Origin of the sequence: Stenotrophomonas rhizophila, assembly GCF_000661955.1 — a bacterium.
GTDB lineage: Bacteria > Pseudomonadota > Gammaproteobacteria > Xanthomonadales > Xanthomonadaceae > Stenotrophomonas > Stenotrophomonas rhizophila.
On sequence record NZ_CP007597.1, the window covers coordinates 3,200,982 to 3,219,284 of the forward strand.

Sequence of the window (18,303 nt, forward strand, 5' to 3'; positions counted from 1 at the left end):
GCGATGTTCCCCTGACGGGCTTGATGCTAGTGTGCCTCTCCCCGAGCCCGATCTCCACCGCACATGGCCAAGGCGCCGCTTGACCTGACCACCGGCCCTATCGGGCGCAACCTGTTCCTGTTCGCGCTGCCGATCCTGGCCGGCAACATTGCCCAGTCATTGAACGGGTCGGTGAATGCGATCTGGGTGGGGCGGTTCCTCGGCGAAGCGGCGCTGACAGCCACGGCCAACGCCAACAACATCATGTTCTTCCTGATCGGCTCGGTGTTCGGCATCGGCATGGCCGCCACCATCCTGATCGGCCAGGCCATGGGCGCGCGCGACATCCCCCAGGCGCGCCGGGTGATGGGCACCAGTGCCACCTTCTTCATCGGGCTGTCAGTGGTGATCGCCATCGCCGGCTGGTGGCTGTCGCACCCGCTGCTGGCCGCGATGGGCACCCCGGCCGAATCGCTGCCGCTGGCCGAGGCCTACCTGCGCATCATCTTCCTGGCGATGCCTACGCTGTATGCGTTCGCGTTCCTGAGCTCCGCACTGCGTGGTGTCGGCGATTCGCGCACGCCGTTCCGCTTCCTGCTGCTGTCGGTGGTGCTGGACATCGGCTTCAACCCGCTGCTGATCTTCGGCATCGGTCCGTTCCCGCAGCTGGGCATCGCCGGCGCGGCCTGGGCCACGCTGATCGCACAGACGCTGTCGTTGATCGGCCTGCTCTGGTACATGCGCAACAAACGGCACGTGCTGTGGCTGGGCCGCAAGGACATGGCCATGTTCCGCATCGACCCCACCATCCTGCGTGCGCTGGTGGTCAAGGGCGTGCCGATGGGCCTGCAGATGGTGCTGATCTCCCTGTCGATGATCCTGATGATGAGCATGGTCAACGGCTACGGCACCGACACGGCCGCCGCCTACGGCGCATCGCTGCAGCTGTGGACGTACGTGCAGATGCCGGCGATGGCGATCGGCGCGGCCTGCTCATCGATGGCGGCGCAGAACGTGGGCGCCGGCAACTGGGATCGCGTGCGGGGCACCGCGCGCAGTGGCGTGCTGTACAACTTCCTGCTCACCGGCGTGCTGATCCTGCCGCTGATCCTGCTGGACCGCTACACGCTGGCGCTGTTCCTGCCCGAGGCCAGCCAGTCGCTGGAGGTGGCCCGCCACCTCAACCACATCGCGGTGTGGTCGTTCCTGTTCTTCGGCGTGAACTTCGTCATCTCCGGCGTGGTGCGCTCCACCGGCGCGGTGATTCCGCCGCTGCTGATCCTGGCCGTTTCGCTGTGGGGCATCCGTGTGCCGTTCGCCGAACTGCTGCAGGACAGCTGGGGCGCCGACGCGGTGTGGTGGAGTTTCCCGGTCAGCTCGTTCTGCGCGATGCTGCTGTCGCTGGCGTATTACCGCTGGGGTGGCTGGCGCAAGGCGCACATGCTGCCGACCCATCGCGAGGAACTGGCGGCCCCGGCCGAAGTGCCGGCCATGCCGCCCTCGCCGGTGGCCGACCTCAACCCGGACGCGCCGCCCACGGCGGCCCCGCAACCGGTGCCACACCGCACGGGTTAAGCGGCGCGCCCATCCGGCAGGCTGCGCCACGCCGGGAGCCGGTAGCGCTGCTGCTGGGCGCGCATGATCAGCCCCATGATCACGCCGAACAATGCGCCGGCCAAGCATGCGCTACCCGCGATCCCCCACGTCTTCAGCGGTACCAGCAGCCCGAACAGCGGCAGCATCAACACGCCCCAGGTCACGCCGAAGAACACGCCCATCGACAGCGCGTTGGCGGCGAACCCGGCCAGCAGCGGTGGCGGCACCGCGATGCCCAACCGCCACAGCAGCCGGTGCAACGGCGGCGCGCGCAGCGTTTGCGGAACACCCGCGTCGTGCATGAGCTGCAGCGCGGTGCGGACCTTGGCGGGGTAATGGGGCATCGTCGTCCTGACTTGAGCGGGGGGGTTACCGTAATCGGTGCGTGGCCGGTAGGGCAACTCCAACGGACACCTGCGGATCATGCCCACGCCGTTGGCCTGCGCCACAAACGAAAACGGCCACCCGAAGGTGGCCGTTCGTTGCGCGACAACCGGGGTTGTCGGCGCGGTATTACTGGGCAGCCTTGGCAGCAGCCAGGCGGGCCTGCTTGGCCTGCGCAGCGGCAGCCAGATCTTCCTTGATGCGGGCAGCCTTGCCTTCCAGGCCACGCAGGTAGTACAGCTTACCGGCGCGGACCTTACCACGACGCTTCACTTCGACCGAGTCGATGATGGCGCTGTGGGTCTGGAAGACGCGCTCGACGCCGTAGCCGTGCGAGATCTTGCGGACGGTGAAAGCGGAGTTCAGGCCGGCGTTCTTGGTGCCGATCACGACGCCTTCGTAAGCCTGGACGCGCTCACGGTTGCCTTCCTTGACCTTCACGTTGACGACGACGGTGTCACCCTGGCTGAACTTCGGCAGCTCGCGGGTGATCTGGGCGGATTCGAAATCCGCAAGGATGGTTTTGTTCAGCTTGCTCATGGGTGCACCGATAGTGTTCGGGTGGTCGTGTCGTTCGACAACGTGGGCTCATGCAGTCACCGGACTGTGCTGCACGTTTTTTGTAGGGTTTCCACCACCGGGCGCAAAGGCCTGATGGGAATCGCCAATGATAACCGAAGATTCCCGCCCCGCGCTAGGGGGAAGGGTCGTCGGCAAGGGCCTGCCGGGCCTGCGCGAGCAGAATCCGGTCGGCCTTGGACAGCTGGGCCTCGTCAAGCAGGTCCGGCCGCCGTGTTGCGGTCCGCAGCAGCGACTGCTGGCGGCGCCAGCGGGCGATGGCGGCATGGTTGCCCGAGCGCAGCACATCCGGGACAGTGCCCCATTCATGCTGTGCCGGGTGGCTGAAATGCGGGCAGTCCAGCAGCCCCTGCGGGCCTTCGAAACTGTCCTGGGCCGCCGATTCGGCATCGCCCAGGGCGCCCTCCTGCAACCGGGTGACGGCATCGACGATCACCGCCGCACCCAGCTCACCGCCGGACAGGACGTAATCGCCGATCGAGATTTCCTCGCTGACTTCCGCATCGAGGAACCGCTCATCGATGCCTTCATACCGCCCGCACAGCAGGATCATGCGCGGCAACGCGGCCAGCTCGCGGACCTTGGCCTGGGTCAGCGGCGCGCCCTGCGGGCTGAGGTAGATCACCGGCGCAGGCGCCGGATCGGCCGCCTTGGCCGCGGCCAGGCAGGCGCGCAGCGGCTCGATCAGCATGACCATGCCCGGGCCGCCGCCGAACGGACGGTCGTCCACCCGGCGGTAGTTGCCTTCGGCATAGTCACGCGGATTCCAGCCATGCAGGTCGAGCAGGCCGCGCTCGGCGGCACGGCCGACCACGCCCAGCGCGGCCGACTGTGCCATGAACTCCGGGAACAACGTGATGACGTCGATGCGCACCGGATTAGAACTCCGGGTCCCAGTCGACCACGATCAGGTTGGTCTCGAAATCCACCGAGACAACGAATTCGGGCTGCACGAACGGAATCATCCGCTCACGGTCGCCCTGCACCACCAGCACATCGTTGGAGCCGGTCGAGAACAGGTGCGAAGCCCGCCCCAGTTCGACGCCGTCAACGGTACGCACCTGCAAGCCTTCGAGGTCGACCCAGTAATACTCGTCGGCCTTCGGCGGCGGCAGTGCGCTGCGCGATACATAGACTTCGGTTCCGTACATCGACTCGACCACATCGCGGTCGGTGATGCCCGGAAACACCGCGACCAGATGCTTGCCGGACTGACGTCCGCGTGCCCCGGTCAGGGTGCTCTCCTGGCCGGCGGGCGTACGCAGGATCCAGGGCTGATAGTTGAAAATGGCGGTACGCGGCTCGGTCCAGGACTCGAGCTTGATCTCGCCTCGCACACCAAAAGCGCCGACAATCCTGCCCAGCAGGATCCGGCGCTCGGTATCTTTCATCTGAATAGACCGAATGGGCCGCGGCAGGCGCGGCCCTTCAGGATCAGGCCGCCGAGGCCTGGGCCTTGGTCGCTTCCTTGTACAGGTTGCGAACCTTGTCGGTCATCTGGGCGCCGTTGGCAACCCACTTGTCGACCAGCGGCAGGTCCAGCACGATGCGGGATTCCGCACCCTGGGCCACCGGGTTGTAGTAACCGACGCGCTCGATGTTGCGGCCATCACGGGCGCTGCGCGAGTCGGTCACGATGATGTGGTAGAAGGGACGCTTCTTGGCGCCGCCGCGGGTCAGTCGAATCTTGACCATGGTGTTGTTTCCTCAATTGCCCAGTCGCCAGGATGGCGCGGTAAGCCGGCGATTATAGCGGCGGCCTGCCGCCATTCCAAGCCTGTGAAGACCGGCCAAGCTGAATAGCGCGCTAACCTGCGCTACTGATGGCCCCCAGAGGCTGCCAGGGCGCGGCCTCCAGGCTGCCCCGGGCCCACTGGCAGAACATCTCGGACCGGGCGAAGACCACCCCGTCGATCGCTTCTATCGGCCAGACCCCGGCCGAATTGCAGGCGATGGCACCACTGAACCGGTCCAGCTCGGCCAGCGCCACCGGGCGCACCTGCTGCTGCGCCGCTGCGAACCCGGCCTGCAGCAGCCGCTCGTGGGTACCGCGCAGGGCCGGCGCCTGCGGCCACACCACCTGGTCGTCGTGCAGGAAGGCGATGTTCCAGGTACTGCCCTCGCTGACCTGCCCGTCGTCGGTGACGAAGACCGCATCATCGAACCCGTCCTGCAACGCCCGGCGACGCTGTTCGAACAGCGCGAAGGTGCCTACGTGCTTGAGGTGCGGCAGCTCGCGCTGGTACACCACCGAACGCACGCGCCGCGCCGTGGCCGGCATCGACACTGGCGGGGCGACGGCCACCAGCACATCCACCGCGACCGGGCGCAGCGGCTGGCGAAAATCGAACGCACGCGAGAACACCGTCACCCGCAACGCGGCATCGCGCAGGCCTTCGGCGTGCAGCGCGTGCTGCATCCAGGCCTGTACCTGCGCCGCATCCAGCGCGGTGCCGAACAAGGCCTCGGTGCCCTCCTGCAGACGCTGCAGGTGCAGGTCCAGGCCCTGCACCGCGCCACCGCGCACCTGCAGCGAGGTGAAGTGGCCGTAGTTGGTCAAGGCGCCGGCAAGGTCATCGACGCTGGCGCGCTGGCCGTTGCAATACAGCGTCATTCCAGCAGCGCCCGCGCGTCGGACCACATCTGCTGCAGCACCTCGGTGGCCGGGCGCGCCGGTGCCATCCAGGCCGATTGCCCGGCCCAGGCCTGCATGGCGTCGATGCGGTGCTCGCGGTTGGCTTGCGCGCGCATCGGCGCACTGAGCCCACGCTGCACCGGATACGGCCGCGGCGTCGGCGCGGCGGGACCGGCAGCGGCACGCACGTAGGCGGTGGCCAGCCCGCGACCAAGACGGCCACTGAACGCCCGCGTCGGCCAGGTGTCTTCCGGCTCGGCCGCGGCCAGCGCCTCCGACCAGGCCGGGTCGATCGCGCATTCGGGGGTGCGCAGGAAGGCGGTGCCCACCTGCACCGCACTGGCACCGAGCAGCAACGCCGCCGCAACGCCGCGCCCATCGGCAATGCCACCGGCGGCGATTACCGGCACCTGCAGGTTGTCGGCCAGCCGCGGCAGCAGCGCGAACAGCCCCACCAGCTGGCGCTCAGCCGCGTCCGGCTCGAAGGCGCCGCGATGGCCGCCCGCTTCAAAGCCCTGCGCGACCACGGCATCGGCACCGGCGGCCTGCGCGGCCAATGCTTCGGACAAGGTGGTGGCGCAGGCGAACCAGGCGATGCCGGCGTCCTTCAGACGCTGCACCTGGCCGGCGTTCAACACACCCATGATGGTCGAGGCCACCGCCGGACGCGCGGCGATCAGCGCATCGAACTGCGCATCGAAATCGGCCGGGCCGGCATCGGCGGCACTGGCTGGCACCTCCGGCCCCCACTGCGCCAGGAATGCGCGCGTGGCGGCCTCGGCCTGCGCATCGCGCTGCGGCGGCGCGTCGGGTACCCACACATTGACCTGGGCCGGGCCGTTGGACTGCGCGCGGAAATCGTCCATCCACGCCACGATGTCCTGCGGCTGCGACAACACCGCCCCCATCGCGCCAATGCTGCCGGCGGTGGCCAGCGCGGCCGACAGCGGCACCGGGCAGGCGCCGGCCATCGGGGCGAGCAGGATCGGGGCCTTCAAGGCAAAACGCCGACAGAAACTGTCGGCGCGTTCGAGGATCGGCGAAAGACTCACGCGCGGCACACCTGTAGGGTCAGACCCGGCCAGCATACGCCGCACCGCCCTGCCCGGCATGCACGCCGGCAGGATTCAGCGCGCCGACACCGCGTAGGTGCGGACCAGCTGGCTGTCCATTTCTTCGTTGAAGGTGAAGGTCACATAGCGCGCGTCGTCGGCGGCGAATTCCTCTTCGACCACGGCCCGACCGATCTCGGTGCCCTCGGCATCCAGCGCGCGTGCCACCAGCTTGCCCTTGAACGGCTTGTCGGCCACCACGTACACCGCCGCGTCCTTGGAGCCCATGCCACGGCTCTTGCCCTGGGTCACGGTCAGGCCGCGCGCGGCCAGACCGGGGTCGGTCTGCAGCGTCACGCTCATGCGCTTGTCCACGCCCTCGCCCAGGCCGGCGACGAAATCGGCGGCGGTGCCGCTGATGGCACTGCCTGCCTTCTGCGACATCGACGTGTCGTCCTTGCAGGCGGCCAGCGCCAGGACCAGCGCCACCACCACGATCGACTTGTTCACGGGCATTCCTTTGAGAGGTTCAACAGCGGGTTAGTCAATCACCCGGCCAAGACGCTGGCAAGAGGCAACCGCGCAGGCCGATGACGCATGCGGACATTACGTTGAAGCAGAGGCGCGCGGGGCCCGCAGGCCTTCCGCGCACAGGGTGCTCAGCGGAACGGCAGGCCGCCGCGGCCGCCCATGGCCCCCATCATCCCCTTCATGCTGCGCATCATGCCCTTCATGCCGCCACCGGCCATCTTGCTCATCATCTTTTCCATCTGCTGGAACTGCTTCATGAGCTTGTTGACGTCGGCCGGAGTCAGGCCGGAACCGCGCGCGATGCGGGCACGGCGCGAGCCGTTGAGCAGGCCCGGGTTGCGGCGTTCCTTCTTGGTCATCGAGTTGATGATGGCGATCATGCGCGGCACTTCCTTGCCCTGGCTGACCTGTTGCTTGAGGTGCTCGGGAATGTTGCCCAGGCCCGGCAGCTTGTCCATCAGGCCACCAATGCCGCCCATGTTCTGCATCTGCTCGAGCTGGTCGCGCATGTCGTTCAGGTCGAACTTCTTGCCCTTGGCGACCTTCTCGGCCAGCTTCTGGGCCTTGTCCTTGTCGACCTGCTGCTCGACCTGCTCCACCAGCGACAGCACGTCGCCCATGTCCAGGATGCGGCTGGCGATACGGTCGGGGTGGAACACGTCCAGGCCGTCGGGCTTTTCGCTGACGCCGACGAACTTGATCGGCTTGCCGGTGATGTAGCGCACGCTCAGTGCGGCACCGCCACGGGCGTCACCGTCGGTCTTGGTCAGCACCACGCCGGTCAGCGGCAGCGCTTCGCCGAAGGCCTTGGCGGTGTTGGCCGCGTCCTGGCCGGTCATGGCGTCGACCACGAACAGGGTTTCGGCCGGGTTGACCGCTGCGTGCAGCGCCTTGATCTCGGCCATCATGGCGTCGTCGATGGCCAGGCGGCCGGCGGTATCGACGATCAGCACATCGGCGAACGACTTGCGTGCGTCATCGATGGCCGCGCGCACGATCGCTTCGGGCTTCTGGTCGGCACTGGAGGCAAAGAACAGCACGCCCACCTGGTCGGCCAGGGTCTTGAGCTGCTCGATCGCGGCCGGACGGTAGACGTCGGCCGACACCACCATCACCTTCTTCTTGCGCTTTTCCTTCAGGTGCTTGGCAAGCTTGGCCACCGTGGTGGTCTTGCCCGCACCCTGCAGGCCGGCCATCAGGATGATCGCCGGGGCCGGCACGTTGAGGTTGAGGTCCGACGCTGCCGAGCCCATGACCGTGGTCAGCTCGTCGCGCACGACCTTGATCAGCGCCTGGCCGGGGGTCAGCGACTTGAGCACTTCCTGGCCGACGGCGCGCACCTTGATGCGCTCGACCAGCGCCTGCACGACCGGCAGGGCGACGTCGGCTTCGAGCAGCGCGATGCGCACTTCACGGGTGGCCTCGCGGATGTTTTCCTCGGTGAGGCGACCGCGGCCACGCAGCCGCTCGATGGTGCCGGAGAGGCGCTGGGTCAGGGACTCGAACATGGAGGCAACCTGTTCAGAACGAAAGACAGAGAGACGCACAGTATAGCGGGTCCACCAAGCACCCCGGACCGCACCTGCGCCCCGTGGCCGCAGGCATCGCCAGCACCCCGGGGGTATGCGAAACTGCCACGATGACAATCGTTCTCATCGCGACCCTGCTGTACCTGACCGCCACCGCCCTGCTGGTGCGCGCCGTCAGCCGCGATGACGCGATCCGCTCACCTGCCTGGCTGTGGCCGGCGCTGCCGGCCATGCTGCTGCACGGCGGCTACCACGTGCTGGTGGCGATGCGCACCACCGGCGGCCCGGACATGCACTTCTTCGCCGCGCTGTCGCTGGTGGGCCTGGGCATGGCCTGGCTGACCTCGCTGGTGGCCGCGCGCGGGCGCATGGCCGCGCTGGGCGTACTGGTCTTCCCGATGGCCGCAGCGGTGCTGTGCATTTACCACGGGTATGGGCACGAGCCGAGCAAGCCGCTGGGCTGGCAGCTGGCCACGCACGCGTGGATGGCGCTGCTGGCCTACGCCACGCTGAGCGTGGCCGCGCTGCTGGCGATCATGCTGTGGCTGCAGGAACGTGCGCTGCGCCGCCGCGATTTCCGCCCCTGGCTGCGGGCCCTGCCGCCGCTGGCCGACCTGGAAGCCCTGCTGTTCCGGGTGATCACGGTCGGCTTCGCGCTGCTCACCCTGACCCTGGTCACCGGCGTGCTGTTCGTCGATGACCTGCTGGCCCAGAAGCTGGTGCACAAGACCGTGCTCAGCGTGCTGTCGTGGATCGTGTTCGGCACGCTGCTGATCGGCCGCCGCCGGTACGGCTGGCGGGGCGCCAAGGCCGTGCACTGGACCCTCACCGCGATGGCGCTGCTGCTGCTGGCGTTCTTCGGCAGCCAGTTCGTGATCGAACTGGTGTTCGGCCATTCCAGGTAGCGCCGGGCTCTGCCCGGCTGCATGATCCAGGGTTGCCGGGCAGAGCCCGGCACTACGGCCGGCTGCTGATCCAGCGCTGCCTCGTAGAGCCGGGCTCTGCCCGGCTGCTGATCCAGGGCTGCCGGGCAGAGCCCGGCACTACCGGTGTTCCCATTGCCGGGCGGGACCCGGGCAATGGGTTACAGCGGCGCCGACAACAAGGCGCGCTGCGATTGCCCGCTGTTGGTGATCATGTCATCCACCCGCCAGCAGCCATCGTCGGCGCGCACCAGCGTCAGGCGGGTCAACCGCGCGGCCTTCCACACCCGGTAGCGCGCTTCCACGGTGACGCGCGTGGCCTGCTTCGACGGCGTGGCCGTGAATACCGGCGGCGCATCGATCTCACCGTCCTGCCCATCCAGCCACGGATCGCTATCGAACCGGCAGATACCCTCTTCCACCCGCTGGCATTCGCGTTCGGCCGCCAGCAGTTGGGCGAAACCGGGGGTAAGCACGCTCGGCGAGGTGGCGAGGAAATCGTCCGCACTGGCCTTCAGGAAGGCCTGCCCCACTGCCACCGGATCGCTACAGGCCGGCGCGGCCTGTACCACCGGCACGCACAGCGCCATCAGCACCATGCCACCGCACATTTTCCAACCACGTGTCCGCATATCCCGTTCCCTTCCCTGTGAATGGGCCAGGCGCCCCACTGGCGCACCCGGCCTGGCTCTTATAGACCGTAGCGCTCGATCACGTCCACATGACGCTGCTCGTCCTGGCCACAGGCCTCGGCCAGGCGCAGCCAGCACAGCCGGTGCGGCCAGTGCGCGGTGGCCTCGAGCAGGAACCGGTGCAGGTCCAGCGGCGGCTGTTCCAGCGGCTGCGCCAGGGTGAACAGCACGCCCGGCAGCGGCGCATCGTCGCCCTGGGCATCGGTGAGCTGGTAATCGTCCGGGCTGTGCGTCCACAGCTTCCAGCCCCGGGCCTCCACGGCCTCGGAGAATGCGGTCCACGCGTCTTCACCGGGGTGCACGCCATCGACCAGCCAGCTGCCTGCATAGCCACCGCGCTGAAGCAGGTGGACTTCGGCGTAGGTAGGCATGAAGCGCTCGCGCTCCTGCTCGTCCTCCGGTGCCGGATGGACCAGTTCGGCGTCGAACACCACCCAGTCATCCACGCGCTGGCGGCGGTTGGCCGGCGCGTTCTCGACAATGCGCGCGGTGACCGGGCCGGTGCGGCGCGCATAGTATTCGATCGGCTCGCCGCCGTCCGCGCAGCGGATGATCACCCAGCCGAAGGATTCCTCGACCGGGCCATCGGTGCTTTCCAGTTCCATGCCGATGGCCGCTGCCGAACCACGCACGGCGGCCCAGTCGCGGGCGGCACTGGCGGCGGTCATGTGGTCCCAGTGCGCGCTGCGCGGCTCTTCGAGTACCTCGGTGAGGTGGCGGTACTGCGCGGCCGCGTCCTGGAAGCGCTGCATGGCCATCAGGGCCATCGCCAGCAGGTTGCGGGCGCCATGCGACTGCGGCGAAAGTGCCAGCAGCGCGCTGCTCGCCTGCTCCAGCGCGGGCCAGTCGGAGAGCTTGTGCGCCATCTGCGCCTGGCACCACAGTGCGAACACCGGCACCCGCGCCTGATAATGCTGCGCCAGGCGATCCAGCCCAGCCTGGTCGCCACGCTGCACCAGCAGGCCCATCAAGGAGTACGCCGGGGGAGCATCCTCATGCGCGTGGCGCTCGACGAACGCCCACAGCATCGCAATCGCGTCATCCTCGGCACCGCAGGCATTCAGCGCCGAGGCGGCGACATCCAGCATCGCCGCGTCGTCGGAACGCTGCTCCACGCCCTGCAGCAACCACTGCGCCTCGCGTTCGGGGTCGCGCCCCTCGCCCTGCTCGCCCTGTTCGACCAGCCAGTCCAGCAGGCCCTCGGCGGGCACCGGCAACGCCACCGCGCCGGGGGCGGCATCGATGCGCGCGGCCATCGCGGCCACGGCCTCGCTTGCACCGCGGTCCTGGCGCAGGCTGCCCAGGTGCTCCCGGGCCAGCGCCAGGTGGCGCCGTGCGGTCCACACCGCGCCACGCTGCAGCGCCATGTCCACGCACAGTCCGGCAATCTCGATCACGAAGCGATGCGCGCCGACCGCTGCGTAATGCGCCAGGGTCGCGCTGAGCCGGCGGCCCAGGTCCCAGCTGTTGCGCTCGGGTGCGTTGCGCACCAGCAGCGCCACCGTATGCGCCCACATGCGGCGGTAGTTCGGTGACAACTGGTTCCATGGCACCAGCGATTCCAGCGCTTCTTCATCGCGACCCAGCTGCGCCAGCGCCCATGCGCGCGACAGTTTGCGCGGGATGGTGCAGTTTGCCGGCTCGTAGTCGCCCTCGGCATCCACCTCGGCCTGGCGCGCGTCGATCAATGCCAGCGCCTCGGCCGCGCGGCCGCTGGCGAGCAGGATCTTGATGCGCATTTCCGGGAAGCTGTCGTACACCTTGCCGCCATGCGCCAGCACGGTGCCGGCCTGCACGTCCAGGTAATCCAGGGCGCCCTGGCTGTTGCCGTCGTCCAGCAATGCATCGGCCTTCTCGCAGCTGAGGCACTGGAAGCATGCCCAGCTCGGATCGATCCGCGCCAGCGTTTCCTCGCAGACCTCGATGCGCTCGGGCACCCAGCCGGGGCCGTCGATGTTGCCGTAACAGGCCGCCAGGTCCTGGGTTACGCAGATCGACTGCGGGCACTCCACCGTGTCGGCACGGTGCGCGCGCTCGAACAGCGCCACGGCGTCACCCAGCGCCGACTCGCCTTCCAGGCGGTTGCCGACGCGGTTGCGCATGTCCCAATGGCCGACGAACACGTCCAGCCACGGATTGCCCAGCGTTTTGCCCAACGCACGCGCTTCGGGCAGCAAGGCGTCCACACGGTCCAGGCGCAGTTCGCAGACTTCGTCGGTCAAGCGCGTCAGCAGTTGTGCGCTCTGCGCCTGCCCGGCCTCGCCAAGATCGTCCTGCAGTTTTTCCACCCAGTTCCAGATATCCATGCGGTCGTGTCGTCCTGCAGTGCGTAATGATGAAGAAAGGGAATATCAGCGCGCCTGCAGCATCTGCTGCAAGGCATCGGCGATGTCGCCGAACGCGCGGTTGAGGTCGCTACTGGCCGCGCCGCCGTCCTGGGCGCGCCCCTGCGCGCTGACGATCACCTTCAGCGAGCGCAGCAGGCGCGCGGCGGACGCGGCCTGCGGGTTGCCGGCGCGCATCGCCGCCAGCAACGCCTGCACGGCGGCGTTGTCCAGGTTGAGGTACAGGCGCGAGGGTGCGCGCGCGACGATCCGGGCGGTGAACTGGCGCGCCAGCCGCAGCGCGGCCATTGATACACGCTTGTCGTTTTCGTCGTCTTCCAGGCGGCGTTTCAGCTCGGCCTCGCGGTCGGGCACCACCACCACCGGCAGTTCGGCCGGGCTGAAATGCGCCGGCAACAATTGCTCACCGTCGCCCAGGTGGGTCTGCAGCCACTCCATGTCCGCCTCGGGCAGCGTATCGGTGCGGAACAGCGCGCGGTTGCCTTGTTCGGTGCCCAGCTCCACCAGCCGCATGCCCTTGGCCTGGGTCCAGCGGCGCAGGAACGGCACCACCGCGTAACGGTTGCCATGCGCCACCGGCACGCCCATCGCGCGGAACAGCATTTCCTCGAAACCGCCGCCGTTGTCCAGGATCACGTGGACCGCACCGCGCGAGGGCAGTTCGCTTGCCTTGATGTCGCCCTGCGAGCTTGGCACGCGCACGTGTTCGAGCAGCAACTGGAACAGGCGGTCATCGCACAGCGAGGCACCCAGCAGCGCTTCGTTGTGCCGCACCAGGATGCGTCGCCAGGCCTCCGGCTGCTGCCGTGCGATCTCCACCAGCCCATCGATGAGCGCCTCGCCCAATGCGTGCTGGACTGCGCTGTAGGTTTCATCGCGCTGCAGGTCCTCGCGGCTGGCGGTAGGCGTCAACCGGCTGGATTCGATGACACCACCGATGAAACCGGCCCAGGGCGGCAGCAGGTCGCGTGCGTCGTCGTCGAGCAGCATGCCGCGCACGAACACCGAGAGATTGCGGTTGTCGCTGGTGCCGTAGGTGGCGCCGTCCTGTACCCAGAGCAGGCCCACCGCATCGCTGCCGCCATCGGCGCGCAGCGGCATGCAGGCGATCGGCTCGAAGCTGCGCTCGAAGTGCGCGGCGAACTCCAGGCCGCGGCGCTGCGCCTGCAGCGGGTGCATGACCACGCCGGCCTGCGGGCGCCACGGCGGCGGCTCGGGGTTGATCGCGCGCGCATCCTGGCCGATGTGGATCGGCTCGCCCAGCAGCGCGCAATAGCGGCCGAGGATATCGCGCAGGTTCTGCTCCTGCGCCAGGTGCACGTAACTGCCATGCAGTTCCAGCACCACTTCGGTGCCGACCGCGCGTGCCGGCATCGGGGACACCGTGTACTGCTCGGCGTTGCTGGAGACATAGCAGTGGCCCAGCATCGGCTGCTGGTAGGAGGTGGTGCGCACGGTCACCCGGCGCGCCAGCACGAACGCGGACAGGAAGCCCAACCCGAACATGCCGATCAGGCCTTCGTCGTCCTCGCCGGCCTGGCGCAGGCCACGGGTATAGCCCACGCCAACCGTGGCCAGGTAATCGTGGATTTCCTGCTGGGTCAGCCCGGCGCCGGTATCGACGATGCGCACGATGCCGCTGACCGCATCGCCGTGCACCTCGATCCGGCCCGGCTCCTGCCAGTCGGCCTGTTCCAGGCGCCGTCGCACCAGCGAATCGTGCGCGTTCTGCACCAGTTCGCGCAGTGCCACCACCGGGGTGGAATACAGATGCTTGCCAAGGACAGTCATCAATCCGTTGAGGTCGACACCCGCGCGACGGATCTCGCTGGCGCCCTGTACATCCAGGGGAGTCTCTTGCATGGAATCGTTTTCTCTGGCGGGCGCACCCCGGCCGGGATACGCGCTGGAACGAGGATTTCAGGGGAGGAAAACTAGCACAGCCCGGCCGCGCATTGCCTGCGCGGCGGGTGCCTCGGAAACACCGCGTTCAGATCGCCTCGATCGCCTCGGACAGCCGCTCCACCGCGATCACCTCCATGCCCTTCACGCTGCCGGTCTTGGGCGCGTTGGCCTTGGGCACGATCGCGCGCTTGAACCCATGGGTGGCCGCTTCGCGCAGACGATCTTCGCCGTTGGGCACCGGGCGGATCTCGCCCGACAGGCCGACCTCGCCAAAGGCAATGGTCTTCTCGGCCAGCGGCCGGTCCTGCAGCGAGGACAGCACTGCCAGCAGCACCGGCAGATCCACGGCGGTTTCCTGCACCCGGATGCCCCCCACCACGTTCACGAACACGTCCTGGTCGCCGGTGAGCACGCCGCCGTGACGGTGCAGCACCGCCAGCAGCATCGCCAGCCGGTTCTGCTCCAGCCCCACCGCGACGCGGCGCGGGTTGGACAACGGCGAGGTGTCCACCAGCGCCTGCACTTCCACCAGCAGGGGCCGGGTGCCCTCGCGGGTGACCATCACGCAGCTGCCGGGCTGCTGGGTGCTGCCGCCGGACAGGAAGATCGCCGACGGGTTGGAGACTTCCTTCAGGCCCTTCTCGCCCATCGCGAACACGCCCAGTTCGTTGACCGCCCCGAAGCGGTTCTTGAACGCGCGCAGCAGGCGGAAGCGGCTGCCGCTCTCGCCTTCGAAGTACAGCACCGCATCGACCATGTGCTCGAGCACGCGCGGCCCGGCGATACCACCTTCCTTGGTGACATGGCCGACCAGGAACACGGCGGTGCCGGTTTCCTTGGCGAAGCGCACCAGCCGCGCGGCGCTCTCGCGGACCTGGCTGACCGAGCCGGGCGCGGCGGTCAGCGATTCGGTCCACAGGGTCTGGATGGAGTCGGCCACGATCAGCTTCGGCCGGGCCACGCTGGCGTGCTGCAGGATCGCTTCCACCTGGGTTTCGGCCAGTGCGTTGACGTTGTCCAGCGGCAGATCCAGCCGCACCGCACGGCCGGCGACCTGCGACAGCGATTCCTCGCCGGTGATGTACAGCACCGGCAGGGTGGCGGCCATCTTCGCCACCGCCTGCAGCAGCAGCGTGGACTTGCCGATGCCCGGGTCACCGCCGACCAGGATCACCGCGCCCTCCACCAGGCCACCACCGAGCACGCGATCGAACTCGCCGATGCAGGTACTCACCCGCAGGTGTTCGGTCTGCTGCACGTCCTTGAGCGCCATGATCTTGGGCGCGTCGACCTTGCCCGCCCAGCCCGAGCGGCGCGACGCCGGCGAGGCCTTGCCGGCGGGGGTCGCGCTTTCCAGGGTGATCTCGGTCAGCACGTTCCAGACCCCGCACTCGCTGCACTGGCCCTGCCACTTGCTGTATTCGGCGCCACATTCACTGCAGACGTACGCGGTGAGTCGCTTGGCCATGTCCACTTCCACTTCATCGGTTGTCGGGCAGGATAGCCGAGCCGCGTCGCAGCAACCGAGACGCCGCCTCACCCCCATCGCTAAAGATCCTCCCGGCGATGCCGATACCACAGCGGGCGACTGCCCCTTCCGTTCTTTTCCAGGCTTTTCCATGACCGGCACCTACAGCCAGAGTCTTGTCGTGTTCTCGCTGCTGGTCGCCATCCTCGCCTCGTACACCGCGCTGGACATGGCCGGCCGGCTGGCCAGCACCCAGGGGCGGGTCGCCCGCTGGTGGCTGGCCGGCGGCGCCGGTGCGATGGGGCTGGGCATCTGGTCGATGCACTTCATCGGCATGCTGGCCTTCCACCTGCCGATCCCGGTGGGCTACGACCTGGGCATCACCCTGTTCTCGCTGGCGGTATCGGTGGGCGCGTCGGCCTACGCGCTGTGGCTGGTCTCGCGCCCGGCACTGCCGTGGGCGCGGCTGTGCGCCGGTGCGGTACTGATGGGCCTGGGCATCGCGGCCATGCATTACCTGGGCATGGCCGCACTGCAGATGCAGCCGGGCATCGAGTACGACCCGTTCTGGTTCACGCTGTCGCTGCTGATTGCCGTGGTTGCGGCCGGTGCAGCCCTCTGGATCGCCTTCCGGCTGCGGCTGGAACAGCGCCGTGCACTGCTGCTGCGTGGCATGGCCTCGGTGGTGATGGGGCTGGCCATCGTGGGCATGCACTACACCGGCATGGCGGCGGCGAACTTCCCCGCCGGCAGCATCTGCGGCGCGGTGATCGGCGACGGGCTGGACAGCAAGTGGCTGGCAGTGCTGGTCATCGTGACCACCCTGGCCACGCTCGGCATCGCCCTGCTGGCCTCGGTGTTCGACCGCCAGATGCGCACCCGCACCGGCCTGCTGGCCGATTCACTGGCCCACGCCAACGAGAAGCTGCTGCAGGCTGCCCTGCACGACCCCCTGACCCAGCTGCCCAACCGCATGCTGCTGCAGGACCGCATCGAACAGGCCATCGAAAAGGCGCAGCGGCGGCAGTTCAGCTTTGCGGTGATGTTCTGCGACCTGGACGGCTTCAAGGCCATCAACGATGCCTACGGCCACCAGCTTGGCGACAAGCTGCTGATCCAGATGAGCGAGCGCGTAAGTGCATTGCTGCGCAGCCACGACACGTTCGCGCGGCTGGGCGGGGATGAGTTCGTGATCGTGTTCCAGGTGGACGATCCCGAAGATGCCGCCGTGGTTGCCGAACGCATCATCGCCTGCGTGGCCGAGCCGTTCCTCATCGATGCGCTGGAACTGCAGGTCACCGCCAGCCTGGGCATCGCGCTGTACCCGGCCGATGCCACCGACGAGCGGGCGCTGATGGCCCATGCCGACGCGGCGATGTACCACACCAAGGATTCGGGCCGGAACGGCTATACCTTCTTCACCGAATCGATGCATGTCAGCGCCAACCGCCAGCTCAAGCTGCTGCAGGAACTGCGCCGTGCCATCCAGCGCGACGAACTGGTGCTGCACTACCAGCCCAAATTCCCGGCCAATGGCCAGGCCCTGATTGGCGCCGAAGCCCTGGTGCGCTGGCAGCACCCGGAGCTGGGCCTGCTCAGTCCGGACAGCTTCATTCCGGTGGCCGAACGCAGCGGGTTGATCCTGCCGCTGGGCGACTGGGTGCTGGACCGGGCCTGCGCGCAGCTGCGGCAGTGGCACGATGCCGGCCACCCGGACTGGTCGATGGCCGTGAACCTGTCGCCGCTGCAGTTCGCCTCAAGTTCCCTGCTGGAAACGGTGCGGCGCACGCTGGAAAAGCACGCCCTGAACCCGCGCCACCTGACCCTGGAAGTCACCGAAACCACCGCCATGAAGGACGTGGAAGCCAGCCTGCAGATCCTGCATGGCCTGACCGACATGGGCGTGAACATCTCCATCGACGATTTCGGCACGGGCTATTCCAGCCTGCTCTACCTCAAGCGCATGCCGGCCACGGAACTGAAGATCGACCGTGCGTTCGTGCGCGACCTGGAAGACAACGCCGAAGACGCCGCGATCGTGTCCTCGATCATCGCGCTGGGGCGTTCGCTGCAGCTGCAGATCGTCGCCGAAGGCGTGGAGACCGATGGCCAGCGCCAGTACCTGAGCGACCTCGGTTGCGACATGCTGCAGGGATACCACCTGGGTCGGCCGGTGGCCGCCGACGCGTTCCTGCGCCTGGCACAGGCGGCGTAGGAGACCGCACGCACCGCGTCCGCCGGTAGGGTCGAACCTTTGATCGACTGCCGGTAACGGTGCAACGTGCGGTGGCGACATGACCATTGAACGACGCAGGTCCTGCCCTACGATTGAACGATGCCGGCTCTGCGGTGACCGTGCGTGGCCGCGATGATTGCCATGCGTTCGTCGGGTGTGGACGGGATATCGGCGGTCGTTTGGGAACCGACCCTACCTCGGCGGGTGCCAGATTGCCGGTAGGGTCGAACCTTGGTCGACTGCCGGTAACGGTGCAACGCGCGGTGGCGACATGACCGTTGAACGACGCAGGCCCTTCCGTGCCATTGAACGCCGCAGGCCCTGCCCTTGCCGTGCCCGGCCGCGATGGTTGTCATGCGTTCGCCGGGCGCGGACGGGATATCGGCAGTCGTTTGGGAACCGACCCTACCTCGGCGGGTGCCAGATTGCCGGTAGGGTCGAACCTTGGT

Annotated in this window: 16 protein-coding genes; 3 read left to right on the forward strand and 13 right to left on the reverse strand. The window is 68.0% G+C overall.

What is annotated here, in order from left to right:
• Positions 1-63 precede the first annotated feature (63 nt).
• A complete protein-coding gene (locus DX03_RS13830) occupies positions 64-1,554 on the forward strand; it encodes an MATE family efflux transporter (RefSeq protein WP_038689621.1) in 1,491 nt (496 codons plus the stop codon).
• Here DX03_RS13830 and DX03_RS13835 read toward each other — a convergent pair.
• The 9 genes from DX03_RS13835 to ffh all read right to left on the reverse strand — a co-directional run bounded on the left by DX03_RS13835 (position 1,551) and on the right by ffh (position 8,264).
• On the reverse strand, positions 1,551-1,919 hold the full coding sequence (locus DX03_RS13835) for a DUF6404 family protein (RefSeq protein ID WP_038689623.1): 369 nt from the start codon (positions 1,917-1,919) through the stop codon (positions 1,551-1,553). The genes DX03_RS13830 and DX03_RS13835 overlap by 4 nt on opposite strands.
• 169 nt (positions 1,920-2,088) lie before the next feature.
• Positions 2,089-2,499, reverse strand: a complete 411-nt coding sequence (rplS, locus tag DX03_RS13840; RefSeq protein WP_038689625.1) for a 50S ribosomal protein L19 — start codon at positions 2,497-2,499, stop codon at positions 2,089-2,091.
• 154 nt (positions 2,500-2,653) lie between these two features.
• Positions 2,654-3,412, reverse strand: a complete 759-nt coding sequence (gene trmD, locus DX03_RS13845) for a tRNA (guanosine(37)-N1)-methyltransferase TrmD (protein ID WP_038689627.1) — start codon at positions 3,410-3,412, stop codon at positions 2,654-2,656.
• Positions 3,413-3,416: 4 nt separating this feature from the next.
• Entirely contained in the window at positions 3,417-3,929 is a 513-nt protein-coding gene (rimM, locus tag DX03_RS13850) for a ribosome maturation factor RimM (RefSeq protein WP_038689629.1), read from the reverse strand.
• 43 nt (positions 3,930-3,972) lie between these two features.
• Positions 3,973-4,233: a 30S ribosomal protein S16 gene (gene rpsP / locus DX03_RS13855; RefSeq protein ID WP_017356068.1), complete on the reverse strand. Its 261-nt coding sequence runs from the start codon at positions 4,231-4,233 to the stop codon at positions 3,973-3,975.
• Between the two features lie 112 nt (positions 4,234-4,345).
• On the reverse strand, positions 4,346-5,152 hold the full coding sequence (locus tag DX03_RS13860) for an aminotransferase class IV family protein (RefSeq protein WP_038689632.1): 807 nt from the start codon (positions 5,150-5,152) through the stop codon (positions 4,346-4,348).
• The gene (locus DX03_RS13865; RefSeq protein ID WP_038692407.1) at positions 5,149-6,225 is read right to left on the reverse strand and encodes an NAD(P)H-dependent flavin oxidoreductase; all 1,077 of its coding nucleotides are present in this window, start codon (positions 6,223-6,225) and stop codon (positions 5,149-5,151) included. Before DX03_RS13865 ends, DX03_RS13860 begins: the two co-directional genes overlap by 4 nt.
• Before the next feature lie 75 nt (positions 6,226-6,300).
• Complete coding sequence (locus tag DX03_RS13870; RefSeq protein ID WP_141057214.1) at positions 6,301-6,735, reverse strand: hypothetical protein; 435 nt, start codon at positions 6,733-6,735, stop codon at positions 6,301-6,303.
• Between the two features lie 149 nt (positions 6,736-6,884).
• On the reverse strand, positions 6,885-8,264 hold the full coding sequence (gene ffh, locus DX03_RS13875) for a signal recognition particle protein (protein WP_038689636.1): 1,380 nt from the start codon (positions 8,262-8,264) through the stop codon (positions 6,885-6,887).
• Between the two features lie 131 nt (positions 8,265-8,395).
• Between ffh and DX03_RS13880 the strand changes: the two genes are divergently transcribed.
• Positions 8,396-9,190, forward strand: a complete 795-nt coding sequence (locus tag DX03_RS13880; RefSeq protein ID WP_038689637.1) for a cytochrome C assembly family protein — start codon at positions 8,396-8,398, stop codon at positions 9,188-9,190.
• A gap of 179 nt (positions 9,191-9,369) precedes the next feature.
• On the opposite strand, the gene DX03_RS13885 is transcribed toward DX03_RS13880, so the two are convergent.
• From DX03_RS13885 to radA, 4 genes are all read right to left on the reverse strand, one after another.
• On the reverse strand, positions 9,370-9,840 hold the full coding sequence (locus tag DX03_RS13885) for a hypothetical protein (protein ID WP_038689639.1): 471 nt from the start codon (positions 9,838-9,840) through the stop codon (positions 9,370-9,372).
• 59 nt (positions 9,841-9,899) lie between these two features.
• Positions 9,900-12,206 carry a tetratricopeptide repeat protein gene (locus DX03_RS13890; RefSeq protein ID WP_038689641.1) on the reverse strand — a complete coding sequence of 769 codons (2,307 nt, stop codon included), beginning with the start codon at positions 12,204-12,206 and terminating at the stop codon, positions 9,900-9,902.
• A 45-nt stretch (positions 12,207-12,251) separates the two neighbouring features.
• Complete coding sequence (locus DX03_RS13895; RefSeq protein ID WP_038689643.1) at positions 12,252-14,108, reverse strand: ATP-binding protein; 1,857 nt, start codon at positions 14,106-14,108, stop codon at positions 12,252-12,254.
• A 127-nt stretch (positions 14,109-14,235) separates the two neighbouring features.
• Complete coding sequence (gene radA / locus DX03_RS13900; RefSeq protein ID WP_038692408.1) at positions 14,236-15,618, reverse strand: DNA repair protein RadA; 1,383 nt, start codon at positions 15,616-15,618, stop codon at positions 14,236-14,238.
• 151 nt (positions 15,619-15,769) lie between these two features.
• Between radA and DX03_RS13905 the strand changes: the two genes are divergently transcribed.
• Complete coding sequence (locus tag DX03_RS13905) at positions 15,770-17,833, forward strand: putative bifunctional diguanylate cyclase/phosphodiesterase (protein ID WP_038689646.1); 2,064 nt, start codon at positions 15,770-15,772, stop codon at positions 17,831-17,833.
• Positions 17,834-18,303 lie beyond the last annotated feature (470 nt).